The sequence below is a fragment of the Amycolatopsis sp. NPDC004079 genome (genome assembly GCF_040610415.1).
Classification (GTDB): Bacteria; Actinomycetota; Actinomycetes; order Mycobacteriales; family Pseudonocardiaceae; genus Amycolatopsis; species Amycolatopsis halotolerans.
Genome location: NZ_JBEXMH010000040.1, coordinates 14,941 through 30,931 on the forward strand (window position 1 = coordinate 14,941; position 15,991 = coordinate 30,931).

17 protein-coding genes are annotated in these 15,991 nt (G+C 67.7%); 11 read left to right on the plus strand and 6 right to left on the minus strand.

Going from position 1 to position 15,991, the window contains the following annotated elements; translation table 11 throughout:
• The first annotated feature begins 728 nt into the window (after positions 1-728).
• Both ABZX37_RS32165 and phoU read left to right on the plus strand, forming a co-directional pair.
• A complete protein-coding gene (locus tag ABZX37_RS32165) occupies positions 729-2,117 on the plus strand; it encodes an LCP family protein (RefSeq protein ID WP_354746066.1) in 1,389 nt (462 codons plus the stop codon).
• Between the two features lie 83 nt (positions 2,118-2,200).
• The gene (gene phoU / locus ABZX37_RS32170) at positions 2,201-2,875 is read left to right on the plus strand and encodes a phosphate signaling complex protein PhoU (protein WP_354745938.1); all 675 of its coding nucleotides are present in this window, start codon (positions 2,201-2,203) and stop codon (positions 2,873-2,875) included.
• A gap of 114 nt (positions 2,876-2,989) precedes the next feature.
• Here the strand turns inward: phoU and pstB are convergent, their stop codons facing one another.
• The 6 genes from pstB to ABZX37_RS32200 form a co-directional block, all read right to left on the minus strand.
• On the minus strand, positions 2,990-3,766 hold the full coding sequence (pstB, locus tag ABZX37_RS32175; RefSeq protein ID WP_116204524.1) for a phosphate ABC transporter ATP-binding protein PstB: 777 nt from the start codon (positions 3,764-3,766) through the stop codon (positions 2,990-2,992).
• Positions 3,767-3,769: 3 nt separating this feature from the next.
• On the minus strand, positions 3,770-4,684 hold the full coding sequence (gene pstA, locus ABZX37_RS32180) for a phosphate ABC transporter permease PstA (RefSeq protein ID WP_354745940.1): 915 nt from the start codon (positions 4,682-4,684) through the stop codon (positions 3,770-3,772).
• A gap of 2 nt (positions 4,685-4,686) precedes the next feature.
• A complete protein-coding gene (gene pstC / locus ABZX37_RS32185) occupies positions 4,687-5,607 on the minus strand; it encodes a phosphate ABC transporter permease subunit PstC (protein WP_354746068.1) in 921 nt (306 codons plus the stop codon).
• Positions 5,608-5,791: 184 nt separating this feature from the next.
• A complete protein-coding gene (gene pstS / locus ABZX37_RS32190) occupies positions 5,792-6,922 on the minus strand; it encodes a phosphate ABC transporter substrate-binding protein PstS (protein WP_354745942.1) in 1,131 nt (376 codons plus the stop codon).
• Positions 6,923-7,161: 239 nt separating this feature from the next.
• Positions 7,162-8,061: a mycothiol synthase gene (gene mshD, locus ABZX37_RS32195; protein WP_354745944.1), complete on the minus strand. Its 900-nt coding sequence runs from the start codon at positions 8,059-8,061 to the stop codon at positions 7,162-7,164.
• A gap of 22 nt (positions 8,062-8,083) precedes the next feature.
• On the minus strand, positions 8,084-8,815 hold the full coding sequence (locus ABZX37_RS32200; protein WP_354745946.1) for a response regulator transcription factor: 732 nt from the start codon (positions 8,813-8,815) through the stop codon (positions 8,084-8,086).
• Between the two features lie 174 nt (positions 8,816-8,989).
• Here ABZX37_RS32200 and ABZX37_RS32205 point away from each other — a divergent pair, with 174 nt between their 5' ends.
• The 9 genes from ABZX37_RS32205 (at position 8,990) to ABZX37_RS32245 (ending at position 15,991) form a co-directional block, all read left to right on the plus strand.
• Positions 8,990-9,892 (plus strand): DUF2993 domain-containing protein, encoded by a 903-nt coding sequence (locus tag ABZX37_RS32205; RefSeq protein WP_354745948.1) that lies wholly within the window; start codon positions 8,990-8,992, stop codon positions 9,890-9,892.
• A gap of 5 nt (positions 9,893-9,897) precedes the next feature.
• Positions 9,898-10,332 carry a thioredoxin family protein gene (locus ABZX37_RS32210; RefSeq protein ID WP_354745950.1) on the plus strand — a complete coding sequence of 145 codons (435 nt, stop codon included), beginning with the start codon at positions 9,898-9,900 and terminating at the stop codon, positions 10,330-10,332.
• A gap of 390 nt (positions 10,333-10,722) precedes the next feature.
• Positions 10,723-11,157 carry a DUF4395 domain-containing protein gene (locus ABZX37_RS32215; RefSeq protein WP_344266159.1) on the plus strand — a complete coding sequence of 145 codons (435 nt, stop codon included), beginning with the start codon at positions 10,723-10,725 and terminating at the stop codon, positions 11,155-11,157.
• Between the two features lie 28 nt (positions 11,158-11,185).
• Positions 11,186-12,022, plus strand: a complete 837-nt coding sequence (locus ABZX37_RS32220) for a sulfurtransferase (protein ID WP_354745952.1) — start codon at positions 11,186-11,188, stop codon at positions 12,020-12,022.
• The gene (locus ABZX37_RS32225) at positions 12,022-12,327 is read left to right on the plus strand and encodes a DUF1416 domain-containing protein (protein WP_344266165.1); all 306 of its coding nucleotides are present in this window, start codon (positions 12,022-12,024) and stop codon (positions 12,325-12,327) included. The genes ABZX37_RS32220 and ABZX37_RS32225 overlap by 1 nt, the downstream gene beginning before the upstream one ends.
• A 109-nt stretch (positions 12,328-12,436) precedes the next feature.
• The gene (locus ABZX37_RS32230) at positions 12,437-13,771 is read left to right on the plus strand and encodes an MFS transporter (RefSeq protein WP_354745954.1); all 1,335 of its coding nucleotides are present in this window, start codon (positions 12,437-12,439) and stop codon (positions 13,769-13,771) included.
• Positions 13,772-13,900: 129 nt separating this feature from the next.
• Entirely contained in the window at positions 13,901-14,512 is a 612-nt protein-coding gene (locus ABZX37_RS32235) for an FABP family protein (protein ID WP_354745956.1), read from the plus strand.
• Between the two features lie 16 nt (positions 14,513-14,528).
• Complete coding sequence (locus ABZX37_RS32240; RefSeq protein WP_354745958.1) at positions 14,529-15,131, plus strand: allophanate hydrolase subunit 1; 603 nt, start codon at positions 14,529-14,531, stop codon at positions 15,129-15,131.
• On the plus strand, positions 15,131-15,991 hold the full coding sequence (locus tag ABZX37_RS32245; protein ID WP_354745960.1) for a biotin-dependent carboxyltransferase family protein: 861 nt from the start codon (positions 15,131-15,133) through the stop codon (positions 15,989-15,991). The genes ABZX37_RS32240 and ABZX37_RS32245 overlap by 1 nt, the downstream gene beginning before the upstream one ends.

The window sequence follows — 15,991 nt, forward strand, 5'->3', positions numbered from 1 at the left end:
CGCCCGGCCCGCCAAGGCGACGCGCGGCAGGGCCCGAGTCTGCTGGGCTGCCGACGGCTGGTCCCGAGTCGGCAGCGATGCCCATGCCCGACGGCCAACGCGCGGCTGGACAGGACTCCGGCGGGCACCGGGTGCCCGGGCCGAACGCGCCCGGTCGGCGGGCAGGCGGTCCTGGGCGGCGGCCCACTGGGCCGGGCGGCATCGACGGAGTCCCAGCGGAAGCGGGGGACGAACTTGAGCGGACTCAGCTCAGTCCGGCGCTCGAGCCGGATCGGGGGCGGGGCAAGCGGGAGCGGAATGGGCAGGCTCCGGGGCCGCGTGGTGGTTCCAGCAGGGGGCCGGGGCGAGTTCCGGGGCTTGAGCTCAGTCCGGTGCTCGACGGTGGTTCCGAGGCAGACAGCGCCAGTCCGCAACGGCCGAGGCGCGGGCCTGGCGCGGCGCAGGATCCTGAACGTACCCAGCTCGGCCCAGCGCTCGACGGGAAGGCAGCCGACCGGACGCAGTTCACGCCGGTCAAGGGGCTCAGCCTCAGCCAAGAGCCGGAACACTCCGAGCGAACTCAGCTCAGCCCTGCGGTCAAAGCCGACGCTGATCCGGAGCGCACTCAGCTCAGCCCGGCCGTCAAAGCCGATCCTGAGCGCACGCAGCTGAGTCCGGCGGTCGAGGGGCCGAACGGCAAGCGGCCGCGGCGTACGCCGGTAAAGTCGGCCGCGGCGGCGCGGGCTGAGATGGATCCGCTCACCATGACCGACGAGATGGAGGCGATCGACGAGGCGACGCAATACCGTCGCAAGATCGATCACAGTCTCGCCCGGTTCTCGGCCGCGCATGACGACGCGGCGGCTGAAGAGGCGAAGCGCCGGGAACGGCGGGAGCGGCTCACTACCCGGTCGATGGCGTTGTTCGAGCAGACCCGGACCGCGTTGCAGCGGGTCGTTTTGCTGGACAAAGAGGACGAAGAAGAAGAGAAACCGGCCGAACAATCTGAGCAGACCCGGCTGCAGGAGAAAAAGCAGCGGCACATCGCGCGCAATATCCGGATCGGGCGGATTGCGTTGATCGTGATCGCCGTGCTTATTTTCATCGGCACGGGGGTCGCTTGGGGCGCGGTCACTTGGTTCGACGCCAAGTTCACCGAGGTTTCCGCGCTGGACGAGAACTCTTCCGACATCCAGAACGCCGACGCGCAGGCCAACGACGAGAACTTCCTCATGGTCGGCTCCGATTCCCGGGACGGGGCGTCGTCCGAGGAAAATGTCGGGGACGCGGCGAATATCCCCGGCGCGCGGTCGGACACGGTGATGGTGGCGCACGTTCCCGCGGACCGGAAGCGGGTCGTCGTCGTTTCGTTCCCCCGGGACCTCGAAATCGACCGCCCGGACTGCAACCGGTGGGATCCGGCCAAATCGCAGAATACCGACGAGATCGTGCGCGAACAGAAGATCGCGAAGCTCAACACGGCCTACGCGGTCGGCGGGCCGCAGTGCATGACGAAAGTGATCCAGAAGATCACCGGCCTGCGGATCAACCACTTCATCGGCATCGACTTCAACGGGTTCAAGGAAATGGTCGACGCGGTGCACGGCGTGACTGTGCACAACGAGAAACCGATCGACGACACCACGCTCGGCAAGGTGCTGGCCGAAACCGGCGACGTGACCATTTCCGGCGACCAGGCGCTGAGCTACGTGCGCGCCCGGCACGTCATCGGCGACCCCACCTCCGACTACGGCCGGATCAAGCGCCAGCAGGCGTTCATCGGGGCACTGCTCAAGAAGGTCATGTCCTCGGATGTCGTGCTGGATCCAGGAAAACTGTCCGGCTTCATCACCGCTTTCGCGCACGCCACGTTCGGCGACAACCTCGGTGTGCAGCAGATGATGACGCTCGCGCAGTCGATGCGCGGGCTGAACCCGGCCAACATCAACTTCCTCACCGTGCCCACTGTCGGCCTGCCGAACAAGCGCGGCAACGAAGTACTGGTCCAGGAAAAAACGAAGAGCCTCTTCGACGCGTTGCGCGACAACACGCCGCTTCCGGGCAACCAGCCCGCCGGAACCGCGGCCAGTGCGCCGCCCGCCAACGCCGATTCGCGCAAGAGCAGCAACACGGGTTGATCATTCGGATTCGTTAGGCGGGGTTCACATGCGGTTCACCCAGCGATGCGGTATTCGGACAGTCCACGTCGTAGGGTGTGCTCATGCGTGAGGCCTACCATGTGGAACTCGATCAGCTCGCCGAAAACCTGGCCGCGATGTCGGTCCAGGTAGCCGACGCCATGGAGCGGGCCACCAAAGCACTGCTGGAGGTCGACCTCGGCCTCGCCGAGCAGGTGATCAGCGACGACGCGAAGGTCGACGACGCGCGCGCCGAATGCGAGGAGCAGGCGTACGCGCTGCTCGCGCTGCAGGCACCGGTCGCGACCGATCTGCGCACCGTGCTCGCCGCCATCCACGCGGCGGAAAGCCTGGAGCGGATGGGAGATCTCGCCCTGCACGTCGCCAAGGCCGCCCGCCGCCGCCACCCGGACCCGGTGCTGCCGGAAGCGGTCAAGCCGTACTTCTCCGAGATGGGCCGCGCCGCCGTCGGGCTCGCCCGCCAGGTCGAGGCGGTCATCCGGACCAAGGACGTGTCCGCCGCCAAGGACCTCGAGGCCGAGGACGACCAGGTCGACGACCTGCACCGGCACCTGTTCACCGTGCTGATGGACCGCGAATGGCCGCACGGCGTCGCTTCCGCCGTCGACGTCACGCTGCTCGGCCGCTTCTACGAGCGCTACGCCGACCACGCGGTGTCCGTCGCCAAGCGGATGATTTTCGTGGTCACCGGCCGGATGCCGGGCTACGGCACCGACGACGAAGACCTGACCATCTGAGACATCACAACGAAAACCGCCGCCCGGGCCAAGCGCGGGTGGCGGTTTTTTAGTGCCCGGAAACGAAAACGGCCGCCCTGGCAAGGAAAACCGGGGCGGCCGTCCACAGTGGAATCAGCCGAACCGGCCCGAGATGTAGTCCTCGGTGGCCTTCTCGTCCGGGTTGGAGAAGATCTTCTCCGTGTCGTTCAGCTCGATCAAGCGACCGGGCTGGCCGACGCCTGCCAGGTTGAAGAACGCGGTCTGGTCCGAAACCCGCGCCGCCTGCTGCATGTTGTGCGTCACGATGACGATCGTGTATTCCTTCTTCAGCTCGCCGATCAGGTCCTCGATCGCGAGCGTCGAGATCGGGTCCAGCGCCGAACACGGCTCGTCCATCAGCAGCACGTCCGGCTGCACCGCGATCGCCCGCGCGATGCAGAGCCGCTGCTGCTGCCCGCCGGAGAGGCCGCCGCCCGGCTTGTTCAGCCGGTCCTTGACCTCGTTCCACAGGTTCGCGCCGCGCAGCGCCCGCTCGGCGATCTCGTCGAGCTGCTTGCGGTTCTTGGTGCCGCCCAAGCGAAGCCCGGCCACCACATTGTCCTTAATGGACATCGTGGGGAACGGGTTCGGCCGCTGGAACACCATGCCGATGGTGCGGCGCACCTGCACCGGGTCCACCGCCGAGGCGTAGATGTCCTCGCCGTCGAGCAGCACCTGGCCGTCGACCCGCGCGCCGGGAATGACCTCGTGCATGCGGTTCAGCGTGCGCAGCACCGTCGACTTGCCACAACCCGACGGCCCGATGAACGCGGTCACGTTCCGCGGCGGGACGTTCAGCGTGACGCTGTCCACGGCGTGGAACTTGCCGTAGTAGATGTCCAGGTCTTTGACGTCGATTCGCTTGGCCATGACTCACTTCTTCTTCGGGGCGACGATGCGGGAAAGGACCGTGGCGAGCAGGTTGATCACGGCGATGATGAGCACCAGGGTGAGCGCGGCTCCCCAGATCCGGTCGAAGCCGACGCTGCCGGGGTCCATCGAGTTGGTGGCGCGTTCGTTGTTCATCACCAACGGCAGCGACGCCTGCTCCCCGCTGAAGATGTTCCAGTTGACGTAGGACGTGTAGCCCACGAGCACCAGCAGCGGCGCGGTTTCGCCCATCACGCGGGCGAGCGCCATCATGATGCCGCCGAGGATGCCCGACAACGCCGTCGGAAGCACGATCTTCATGATCGTCTTCCACTTCGGCACGCCCAGCGCGTACGACGCTTCGCGCAGGTCGTCCGGCACGATCCGCAGCATTTCCTCCGCGGACCGGACAACCACCGGAATCATCAGCAGCACCAAGGCGAGCGACACCGCGAACCCGCTGCGCGGCAGGCCGAGCGTGGTGACCCACAGCGCGTAAATGAACAGTGCGGCCACAATGGACGGAACACCGGAGAGGATGTCCACCATGAACGTGGTGGCCTTGGCCAGCTTGCCGCGGCCGTACTCGACCAGGTAAATCGCGACCAGCAGGCCGATCGGCACCGAGATGACCGCGCACACCAGGCCCTGCAACAGGGTGCCGATGATCGCGTGCAGCACGCCGCCGCCGACCTCGTCGCCGAGCACCGAACCGAAGTCCTGGCCCCACCAGTTGCTGTACGGGATCCGCTTGACCCCGTTGGCGATCACCGTGTACAGCACCCACACCAGCGGGACCACGGCGATCAGGAAGGACAGCCACACGAGCACCGTGGCGAGGCCGTTTTTGACCTTGCGGGCCGCGCTCACCTGCTGGAAAGCCGGTGTCGTCGCGGGCCGTTCGAGGGTGGTCGACATGGTCACTCCCCCTTCTTGCCGACGATCGAGCGGGCGGCGAAGTTGACCAGGAACGTCAGCACGAACAGCACCAGGCCGGCCGCGATGTAGGCGCCGGCCGAGGTCGGGTTGTTGAACTCGCTGTAGTTCTGGGCGATCTTCGAGGCGAACGTCGCGCCGCCGTCGAAGAGGCTCCAGTCGAAGTTGCGGCCCTGCGGGATCAGCAGAATCACTGCCAGCGCAATGGTTTCACCGAGTGCGCGGCCGAGGCCGAGCATCGACGCGCCGACGAAACCCGCCTTGCCGAACGGCAGCACCGTGGTGCGGATGACCTCCCAGCGCGTGGCTCCGAGCGCGAGCGCGCCCTCGACCTGCGCGGTCGGCGTGCGCTCGAAAACCTCGCGGGTAAGCGACGTGATGATCGGCAGAATCATCACCGCGAGCACGATCCCGGCGGTGAAAATGGTGCCGCGCACGTTCGGCGCGATGTTGCCCGGCGCGAAAATCGGAATCCACGAGAAGGTGCTGTTGACCCATTCCGAAAACGGCTCGATCGCGGGCGCGAACACGAGAATGCCCCACAGGCCGAAAATGATCGATGGCACCGCGGCGAGCAGATCCACGACGTAGGCGAACGGCCGGGCCAGTTTCGCGGGCGCGTACTGGGTGAGGAAAAGCGCGATGCCCAGCGAGATCGGCATCGCGATGATCAGCGCCACCAGCGAGGTCGCCACGGTGACCTCGGCGAGGTCGGCGATCCCGAACGCCATGTTCGTCGGGTCGTTGGTCGACCAGCCGTGGTTGAACAGGAAGTTGACCTTGTCCGCCTTCAGCGCCGGAATCGCCTGCACGACCAGGAAAATCCCGATCAAGGCGATCAGGGCGACGACGAAGATCCCGGCCCCGGTGGTCAAGTTCTGGAAGATGCGGTCACCGGCTCGCACCTTCGTCGGCTTCTTCCGCGCGGGCGGCGCTTCCGGCGCCGGCGCGGGTGGCTTGTCCGAAATCGGATCCTCCGGGAACGCTCGGGCGGACGACGAACGCCCACCGGGGTCGCCGGTGGGCGTTCGCGTCGAGGATTGGTCGCTCATCGACAGTCTCTGTCAGCCTTCGTACCAGTTAGGCGGTTCAGGAAATTTCCTTGACGGCCTTCAGCACCTTGTCCTGCAGGCTCTGCGGGATCGGCACGTAGCCCTTGGCCGACAGCGGCTGCTGGCCTTCGGTGGCGGCCACCGTCAGGAACGCCTTGACGGCCTTCGCGACGCCCGGGTTCGAGTACTTCGAGCACACGATCTCGTACGTGGTCAGCAGCAGCGGGTAGGCGCCCGGCACGTTGCTGGAGTAGATGCCGTTGAGGTCCATCGCCAGGTCGTTGGTGCCCGGGTGGGCGAACTTGGCGGCGTCCAGCGACTTGGCCACGTTCTCCGCGCTCAGCTCGACGCCGCCGGAGCCGCTGTCGATCTTGGCCGGGGTGACGCCGTCCTTGGCGAACGCGCTCTCCACGTAGGTGATCGAGCCGTCGGCGCCCTTGACGGTGCTCGCGACACCGTTCGAGCCCTGCGCGCCGTTGCCAACGCCGCCGGCGAACTTCTTGCCCGCGCCCTGGGTCCAGACGTCCTTCGCGGCCGCGCCGAGGTACTTCTGGAAGTTGTCGGTGGTGCCCGACTCCTCGGAGCGGGAAACGACCTGGATCGGCTTGTCCGGCAGGTTCAGGCTCTCGTTGCCCTTGACCGCCTTGATGGCCGGGTCGTTCCAGTTCTTGATGCCGCCGTTGAAGATCTTGGCGATGACCTGCGGGGTCAGCGTCAGGTTGTCCACCCCGGACAGGTGGTAGCCGACCGCGATCGGGCCGACGACCAGCGGGATGTTCAGCGCGGGCGAGGCGCAGCGCTTGGTGGCGGCCTCGAGGTCGGCGTCCTTGATCGGCGAGTCCGAACCGCCGAAGTCGACCTGGTTGGCGTTGAACTGCTTGACGCCGGCGCCGGAACCGGTGCCGTTGTAGTTCACCTTCTGGCCGGAGCACTTCTTGTTGTAGGCCTGGTTGAACACCTCGATGGCGTTCTTCTGGGCCGTCGAGCCCTCAGCGGAAAGCGGGCTCTTGCCCCCGCAGTCGACCTGGGCGGTTCCGGTGGCGGCGGGAGCGGCGGAGTTCGAGCCCGAGCCGCTGTTCGACGCCGAAGGGTCGGAGCCACAAGCGGCGAGGACGAGCGCGGCGCTCGCCACGATGCCGACGGCACCCAGGGGCCGCATGATCTTCACTGCATTTCCTCCACTCGGAGATGTGCCTTTTTGAATCCGGTCGGGATTGGCGGCGTCTGAGCCGCACCGGAACCGGACACTAGGCAGCCTCGGTGGACGGTCTTCCTTGGTTGCATGAACGGAAGGTGAACAAGTCACCGTTTGTGAGCAGGACTACTACCCCGAATGGGTGCCGTGGCCTGGTCGTGACCTGCCAGTACGCAGAAAGTAACACGAGTCACCGGACGCGTCGACCGTGATCACTCACCGTACTGGACGTCGGTCTCGAAACGTTGGAACCCCAGCTTGTTGTACACAGCCAAGGCCGCGGCGTTGTCGCCCTCGACGTAGAGGATCACCCTCGGTAGCCCGCGGGAGCGCAGGTAGCGGAGTCCGGCCAAGGTCAGCGCCTTGCCGAGGCCACTACCCTGAGTAGCAGGATCGACGCCGACCACGTAGACCTCCCCGACCGGGTCTCCGTCGAACCGTCCGGGCACCGGGTCGTGCACCTTCGTCCAGTGGAAGCCGACGACCTCGCCGCTCTCATTCTCCGCGAGGAAGAATCCCGCGGGGTCGAACCAGGCCTGCCGTTCTTCGGCGCGCACCTCGGCGGCGGTCAGCGCGCCCTGTTCCGGATGCCAGTCGAACGCGCGCGCGTTGACCGCGACCATCGCGTCCTCGTCCTGTCCGGGCGCGAAGGTGCGCAACCGGAAACCGTTGTGCAGCACCGGTTCCGGCCAGTCCGCGTCGGCGACATCGACGTGCAGGACCAGCATTTCGCGCTGACGGCCGAGGCCGAGTTTCGCCGCGATCGCTGCCGCACCGGGGTGATCGCCGTGCGCCCACGCCCGAAATCCCGTGTCGGCGCGTTCGACCAACGCCTGCGCGAGTGCGGTGCCGACGCCGCGACGCCGGAAACCCGGGTGCACGAAAAGCTCCGCGACCTGATGGCCGTGGGAATCGCCTTCGGTATCAAGGTGGACGTACCCGGCGGGCGCGCCGTCGAGGCGGGCGAGAAGATGCAGCCCGCCCTCGAAGTCACGCGGCAACGGCCCCGTCGCGTCGACCTCCGGACGTCCGTCAGTCGCTTTGGCCGCGAGCAGCACTTCGCGCACCGCGTCGTCGGGTTCGGTCGTCCAGTCGCCAAGGTCGATAGCCACAAACCGACCCTACCGGCGAAAGTCAGCGGGAGGTCAGCTCCGAAGCGTCGGACGGAACGGCGACCACCGGCTTCGCGCCCTTCGCCGGCCGCTCGAACTTGTAGCCGACGTTTCGCACAGTGCCGATCATCTGCTCGTGCTCGGGACCAAGCTTCGCGCGAAGCCGCCGTACGTGGACGTCGACCGTGCGCGTGCCGCCGAAGAAGTCGTAACCCCACACTTCCTGCAGCAGCTGCGCGCGGGTGAACACCCGGCCGGCGTGCTGGGCGAGGTACTTGAGGAGCTCGAATTCCTTGTACGTCAACTCAAGCGTGCGACGGCGCAGCTTCGCCGTGTACGTCGCTTCGTCAATGACAAGGTCGCCTACCCGCAGCTCGGCGTCTGCCTGCAGGCCGATGCCGTCGCGCGTGGTGGCGAGCCGCAGCCGCGCGTCCACTTCGGCGGGACCCGCGGTGGGCAGAAGAATGTCGTCAGTCCGCCATTCGGCGTTGACCGCGACCAGACCGCCTTCGCCGACGACCGCGATGACCGGCGTGCCCGATTCGTCTTCCGCGCCTTTGAGCAGGCGGCACAGGCTTTTCGCGGACGCGAGGTCGCTGCGCGCGTCGAGCAGGATGACGTCCCGGTGGCCCGCGTCGAGCAGGGCCGTCACTTCCGGCTCGCGTACGCGTACGGTGTGCGGCAGCAGGTCCAGCGCGGGTAGTACGGAGGTAGCGTCGAGTTCCCCCGTCAGCACCAGCAGGTCCAAGCTCATGATCCGCACCGCCTTCAGATTCGTCGCCTCGAACGTGGCGTCGGTCGGTGCTAAGTGAGAATAGCGGGTGAACACCCTGGCACCTAGCTCGTGCTGGATCGATCACACCTGGTCTGACGTGCCGGGCGTGACCCGCACCACGACGAAATCCACCCGAACAGGAGAACCGAGGCGATGGCGAGCAGGCCCGTGACCCGGGACGACCGACCGGCCCCGAACCCCGGCAGCGGCCGCCGCGGCAGGCGCGTGCGGCGGTGGCTCATCGTGCTGGGAGTGCTGGTGCTCCTGCTGGTCGGTGCGGATTTCGGAGCGGCGGCCTTCGCCGAGCACACGATCTCGCAGAAAGCCCGCGCACAGCTCGGGCTGAGCGACGATCCGTCGGTCACCATCCACGGCTTCCCGTTCACCGTGCAGGCGCTCTCCGGTGACTACAGTCACATCACGGTTTCCGCGGACGGCGTGCCGGTCGGCAGCGAACTTCGCGACCTGCGCGTGAGCGCCGAACTCGAGGACGTCATCGCGCCGCTGTCGGACCTCACGTCCGGCAACACCAAGGCGGTGAAGATCGGCAAGCTCACCGGCGCGGTGACGATCAAGGCGGCCGACCTCGCGCGTGTCTCGCCGCTGAACAAGATCCAGAACCTGAAGATCGAGCAGTCGACCCAGGCGTACGTGAAGTACGGCGACACCGACCAGGGCAAGCAGCCGGACCCGACGCCGACCAACGCCGACGGCGAACCAGCCGACGGCACCAGCGCCGGACTGCGGATCTCCGGCGACGTCCAGGTGGCCGGGCAGAAGGTCGAGATCTTCTGCTTCGCGCTGATCCAGCTCAAGGAGAAGTCGATCTCGATCGTGCCTTACCGGTTGCAGTTCGGGAATGACCAGAGCACCACGATCGTTCCGGAAGCTGTGCAGAAAGCTCTGTTGCCGAATTTCCGGGCGACCATCAACACGGCCCGGCTGCCGATGTCGGTCACGCCGACCGCGGTCCGCGTGGACAGCGGTTCGGTGACGCTCAAGGGCGAAGCGCACGACGTGAACTTCTCCGACCTGTCCACCAACCACGGAGGCTGATCCCGGTGACCGGAGTGTGGGTGCTGCTGGCGACGCTGGTCGTGGCGACGGCCGCGGGCCTCGTCCTGCGCGCCCGCAACGGCCGGATCCGCGCGGCCAAACCGGCCGCCGCGACCCGCGCTCTCCCCGCTCCGGTCGCCGAGGCCCTTGATCCGCGATCCGCCGTCACCCTGGTGCAGATCTCCACCACGTTCTGCACCCCGTGCCGGCACACGCGGGCGATTCTGTCGTCGCTCGCGGAGAAGACCGACGGCCTGCACCACGTCGACCTGGACGTCACCGAACGTCCCGAGGTCGCGCAGGCGCTGTCGGTGCTCAGCACGCCGACCACGCTCGCGCTGGACCCGGAAGGCCGGGAACTGCTGCGCGTGGGCGGCGTGCCCAAGGGCCCGGAGCTGCTCGAGGCGCTCCGCCCGCACCTCGCCACGGCACCGCGCTGACTCTCGCCGCCCGGCTCCAGCTGCCCCCTCACGCCCGGCCCCGTTAAAGCTCCCCACTGTGGCATTGGGTGCATCCCACGCACCCAATGCCACAGTGGGGCAGTGCCCAGCCGGGCGTCCGCGGCGGTTGATTCTCAGGATCCGGACCTCGTCCCAAGGAATGAACATGGTTCCGGGAGCGAGCGAGCCTGGGTACCCTCCCCCCTGTGGACGAGCTGCCCATCACCCTTCTGACGCAGCGCCGCGCGGTCGATTTCTGCCGCGTGCGCAGCAGCTTGTGTCTGCCTTCGTCCGGCCGGCGCTGAAGCACGTCTCGCGCCGTTCCGCTGTACCCGTCTTCGCCGCGTGCTGCCCGCACGCCCTTCCCCTCGCACTGAGCAGGAGGAACCCATGTCCGCCGGACCGGCCGTAGACCCGCGAGGTCCCAGGTTCGCCGCGATCGTGACCACGGTGGTGCTCGCCGTCGTGCTCGTCACGCAGTGGTGGCCGTTGCTCGCACTGCAGACCGTGGTCTTCGCGATCGGTGCGTTCGTCGGGCTCAAGCCCGCGCCGTACTCAGTGCTGTACCGGCTCGTCGTCGCGCCGCGGCTCGGGCCGCCGACCGAACGCGAGGACGCCGCTCCGCTGCGGTTCGCGCAGGCGGTCGGGTTCGTGTTCGCGCTCGTCGGCACGATCGGCTTCGCGACCGGCGTGACGCCGCTCGGCGTCGTCGCGACCGCGTTCGCGCTCTTCGCCGCGTTCCTCAACGCGGCGTTCAACTATTGCCTCGGGTGCCAGGTGTACCTGCTGATCAAGCGTTTCAGCCCCGCGCGGGCGTCCTCGTAAACCCAACCAAGAAAGAGAGCCAGCTTCCATGAGCCGAGAAGACGTCCTGGTCACCACCCAGTGGGCCGAGGAAAACCTGGACACCCCGGGCGTGGTGTTCGCCGAGGTCGACGAGGACACGACCGCCTACGACAACGGGCACATCCGCGGCGCGGTGAAGCTCGACTGGCGCAACGACCTCCAGGACGGCGTCCGCCGCGACTTCGTCAACAAGGAGGGCTTCGAGAAGCTCCTGTCGGAGAAGGGCATCTCGAACGACGACCGCGTGGTCCTCTACGGCGGCAACAACAACTGGTTCGCCGCCTACGCGTACTGGTACTTCAAGCTCTACGGCCACGAGAACGTGCAGCTGCTCGACGGCGGCCGCAAGAAGTGGGAGCTCGACGGCCGCGAGCTGAACTCCGACGAGGTCAAGCGCGAGGCCACCACCTACAAGGCCAAGGACCAGGACCTTTCGCTGCGCGCCTTCCGCGACGAGGTCGTCAAGGAGATCGGCGCGAAGAACTACATCGACGTGCGCTCGCCGGACGAGTTCTCCGGCAAGCTGCTCGCCCCGGCGCACCTGCCGCAGGAGCAGTCGCAGGTTCCGGGCCACATCCCGGGCGCGCTGAACGTGCCGTGGGCGAAGGTCGCCAACGAGGACGGCACCTTCAAGTCCGAGCAGGAGATCAAGGACCTCTACGCCGAGGCCGGCTACGACGAGGGCAAGGCGACCATCGCGTACTGCCGCATCGGCGAGCGTTCCTCGATCGCCTGGTTCGCCCTGCACGAGCTGCTCGGCCAGGCGGACGTGAAGAACTACGACGGTTCGTGGACGGAATACGGTTCGCTGGTCGGCGTTCCGGTCGAGTTGGGAGCTAAGTAATGGCAGACGGCTGCAGCGCACCTGTGCAGGAAGCGACCCCGGCGGACTTCGACACCAACGGCCAGGTCGTGCTGGCCGGCAAGGTCACCGGCACCGAGGGTCCGGTCGGCGGCGCGTTCGTCCGGCTGCTCGACGGCGGCGGCGACTTCGCGGGCGAGGTCGTTTCCTCTGCGGACGGCGACTTCCGCTTCTACGCGGCCGAAGGTTCCTGGACGGTGCGCGCGCTGCACCGCACCGGCAACGGCGAAGCCAACGTCACCGCGGAGGGACCCGGCCTGCACCAGTTGGCCATTTCGGTCGCCTGACTCGCGTTCCGTGAGGGGAACCCTGAGGGACTCAGAGTCCCTCAGGGTTCCCCTCACGGCGTTTCGGGGAGCTTGACCTCAAGTCGGCTTGAGGAACCAAGGTCGGGGTGTGTCCGAAACGAAAACCGTTGTGCGCAGCCCACTCCTGGCCGTCGCCGTGTTCCTCGGCAGCTTCATGGCGTTGCTCGACGCGAGCGTGGTGAGCGTCGCGCTGCCGACCATTCAGCACGAGCTGCACGCCGAATTCACTGACCTGCAATGGATTGTCGACGGATACACCGTCGCGCTCGCCGCGTTGATCCTCACCGGCGGCACGCTCGGCGACCGGTATGGCCGCAAGCGGATCTACCTCGGCGGGCTCGCCGTGTTCACACTCGCTTCGCTGGTGTGCGGCCTCGCCCCGACGCTCGCACTGCTCATCGCCGCGCGCGTCGTGCAAGGCGCAGCGGCGGCGGCAGTCATCCCGGGCGGCATCGCGCTTCTCGCGCACGCGTATCCAGAGCCGCGGGAACGGGCCCGGATGCTGGGGGCGTGGGGCGGGGTGGCCGGATGCGCGCTGGTCATCGGCCCGCTTATCGGCGGACCGATCACCGACGCGTTCGGCTGGCCCACGATCTTCCTGATCAATCTGCCGATCGGCGTCTTCGCGGTGCTCGCCGGCCGCCGGGGTCTCGGCGAGTCGTCCGACCCAGCGCACGGGGCGCTGGATCTGCCCGGACAGGTGCTCGGCGCGTTGTGGATCGGATCGTTCACCTACGCCGTGATCGCGTCCGACGCCGTGGTCGCGGGCCTCGGCGCACTCGGGTTAGCCGCTTTTATCGTCGTGGAACTGCGCGCCCCGCATCCGATGCTGCCCATCCGGCTATTCGGCGAACTCCGCTTCGCCACCTCGATCTTCACGTCGTTCGTCATCGGCTTCGCCTGCTACCCGCTGCCCATCCTGATCGCCGTGTACCTGCAGCAGGCTTGGGGCAGCACCGCCTCGACGACCGGCGTGCAGATGCTGCCGTACGTGGTCGCCAACGCCGTTCTCGCGTTCTTCTCCGGAAGGCTCGCCGCCCGCTTCACCGCGGAACGGGTGCTGCCGATCGGCCTGGTCATCACCGCGGCGGGCAGTTTCGCCTTCCTGCTGGTCGACACCACGAGCCCGTATTGGCTGCTCAGCGTCCCGCTGGCGCTGTCCGGCATCGGTCTCGGCCTGAGCATCACCCCGACCAACGTCGTCGGGCTCGCCGGGCTTCCGGTGCAGCGCACCGGCACCGCGGCCGGGACGGTGAACGCCGCGCGGCAGGTCGGGATGGCACTCGGCGTCGCCGCGCTCGGCGCCCTTCTCGACCACGGCAGCACGCTCACGACCGGCCTGCAGACCGCGATGTCGGTGGCTGGAGCGGCGCTGCTCGCGGTGACCGTCCTCACCGCGACGACCCTGCGCAGGGCCGGATGAGCCGGGGCGGACTATTGTCCTCGCTGTGGAGACCTTGTTTACGACCCTGTTGATCATCGCGGGCATCGCCACCGTGCTGTTCGCGGTCTTTGTCGTCTACCGGCTGTACGCCGACCAGCGCTGACCAGCATGACGAGTGGCGACGAGGCCATCGCAGCAGCCGAGGAGCGGGCCGCCGGCACGCGCGACCGCAACCTCCCGTTGTGGGACGACTTGGCGATCCCGAACGACACGGCGAACCTGCGCGAGGGCCCGAACCTGAACGACGCGTGCCTCGCACTGCTGCCGCTTGTCGGCGTCTGGCGCGGCGAGGGCGAGATCGATTACCCGACGATCGACGGGCCGATCAAGTTCGCCCAGCAGTTGACCGTCGCCCACGACGGCCGCCCGTTCCTGTACCACGAGGCGCGCTCGTGGCTGCTGAACGAGGACGGCAGCGTGCTGCGGCCCGCCGCCCGCGAAACCGGGTTCTGGCGGCCGCAGGAGGACGACACCCTGGAACTGCTGCTCACGCACAGCTCCGGCATCGTCGAGCTGTACTACGGGAAACCGCGCAGCCAGACGTCCTGGGAACTCGGCACCGACGCGGTCATCCGCACCGCGACGGCCAAGGAGGTCACCGGCGCGCAGCGGCTGTACGGCCTGGTGAACGGCGACCTCGGGTACGTCGAGGAACGCGCGATGGTCGGCCAGGAGTTGCAGCCGCACGTTTCCGCGCTGCTGCGCCGCGTGGTGGGCTGAGGCTCCGGGAGACGCCGTGCGCTGGCGGCGGTACGGCGAACACGCCGCCCTGCTCGACTGCGCCTCGCTCGCGGAAATGAGCGCGGCCCGGGCGACGCTCACCGAAGCCGCGCTCGACGGCGTCGAGGAGATCGTTCCCGGGGCCCGCACTCTGCTGGTGGTCGCGTCCGCGGGTGCCCTGGAAGCTGCGCGTTCCTTGCTGGCTTCGGCCGATCTGGACCATTCGCCTGCCGGGGATGCCCGCGAAGTTGTTTTGGACGTGCGCTACTCCGGCGAAGATCTCTCGCTGGTCGCTGAGGACGCTGGGCTCAGCGTGGACGAGGTCGTCACGCTCCACACTGGCGCGGTCTACACGGTCGCGTTCACTGGTTTCGCACCCGGTTTCGGTTATCTCGCCGGGCTTCCCACTCAGCTACAGCAGTCAAGGCTGGCCTCTCCGCGCACCCGGGTCCCCGCTGGCGCGGTAGCCATCGCCGACGAGTACACCGGCGTTTACCCGCGAGAATCCCCTGGCGGCTGGCGCTTGATCGGACACACCGAGGCCACGCTCTTCGATCCTTCCGCCGCGCAACCGGCGTTGTTCACGCCTGGTCTCCGCGTGCGATTCCGGAGCGTCTGATGCGCGCGTTGGAGATCGTCTCGACCGGATCGCTGGCTCTGGTGCAAGACCTCGGACGGCCCGGTTACGCACATCTGGGCGTCCCACCGTCGGGTGCTCTTGACGTCGCCGCGCTCCGGCTCGGCAACCGGCTGGTCGGCAATGCCGAGGACGCCGCCGGGATCGAAACCGTGCTGGGCGGACTGACCGTCCGGGCCGCGGTTTCGTGCACCGCCGCGGTGACCGGACCGCCGGTCGCGGTGTCCGTGGACGGACGGGAAACCGGCTCGCACACGCCGATTCCCGTGCGACCAGGCCAAAAACTGACGATCGGCCGCCCTTCCTCCGGACTGCGCTGCTACCTGACGGTGTCCGGCGGCATCGCCGTGCCACCGGTGCTGGGAAGCCGGTCGACTGATGTCCTATCCGGACTCGGCCCCTCGCCATTGGAAGCTGGCACGAGAGTCCCCCTCGGTCCGGTCACCGGTGTTCCTTCTGGTGCCGACGTGATCGCCGCCGCGCCCGTGCCGTCGCAGCTGACAGTGCCCGTCCTGCTCGGCCCCCGCGACGATTGGTTCGCCGACCCCGCGAGCGCGCTCAACGCACAGTGGACAGTCACCGCGGAATCCAACCGAGTGGGGGTCCGCCTTGACGGGCCGCCGTTACGTCGAGTGTCCACAGTGTCCAATTCGGAATTGCCCAGCGAAGGCGTGCTGACCGGCGCGATCCAGGTCCCGCCGAACGGATTGCCGCTGGTGTTCCTGGCCGATCACCCGACCACGGGCGGTTATCCGGTGGTCGCGGTCGTGAGACGGGAGTCACTCGGCGCACTCGCTCAAGCACGCCCCGGAACCTTGGTGCGGTTCCACGCGTCCTTGTGA

Excerpts from the sequence above, each read along its gene's own strand:
- ABZX37_RS32165 (WP_354746066.1), top strand. The coding sequence starts at position 729 with ATGGATCCGCTCACCATGACCGACGAGATGGAGGCGATCGACGAGGCG.
- phoU (WP_354745938.1), top strand. The coding sequence starts at position 2,201 with ATGCGTGAGGCCTACCATGTGGAACTCGATCAGCTCGCCGAAAACCTG.
- pstB (WP_116204524.1), bottom strand. The coding sequence starts at position 3,766 with ATGGCCAAGCGAATCGACGTCAAAGACCTGGACATCTACTACGGCAAG.
- pstA (WP_354745940.1), bottom strand. The coding sequence starts at position 4,684 with ATGTCGACCACCCTCGAACGGCCCGCGACGACACCGGCTTTCCAGCAG.
- ABZX37_RS32200 (WP_354745946.1), bottom strand. The coding sequence starts at position 8,815 with ATGAGCTTGGACCTGCTGGTGCTGACGGGGGAACTCGACGCTACCTCC.
- ABZX37_RS32205 (WP_354745948.1), top strand. The coding sequence starts at position 8,990 with ATGGCGAGCAGGCCCGTGACCCGGGACGACCGACCGGCCCCGAACCCC.
- ABZX37_RS32215 (WP_344266159.1), top strand. The coding sequence starts at position 10,723 with ATGTCCGCCGGACCGGCCGTAGACCCGCGAGGTCCCAGGTTCGCCGCG.
- ABZX37_RS32220 (WP_354745952.1), top strand. The coding sequence starts at position 11,186 with ATGAGCCGAGAAGACGTCCTGGTCACCACCCAGTGGGCCGAGGAAAAC.
- ABZX37_RS32225 (WP_344266165.1), top strand. The coding sequence starts at position 12,022 with ATGGCAGACGGCTGCAGCGCACCTGTGCAGGAAGCGACCCCGGCGGAC.
- ABZX37_RS32235 (WP_354745956.1), top strand. The coding sequence starts at position 13,901 with ATGACGAGTGGCGACGAGGCCATCGCAGCAGCCGAGGAGCGGGCCGCC.
- ABZX37_RS32245 (WP_354745960.1), top strand. The coding sequence starts at position 15,131 with ATGCGCGCGTTGGAGATCGTCTCGACCGGATCGCTGGCTCTGGTGCAA.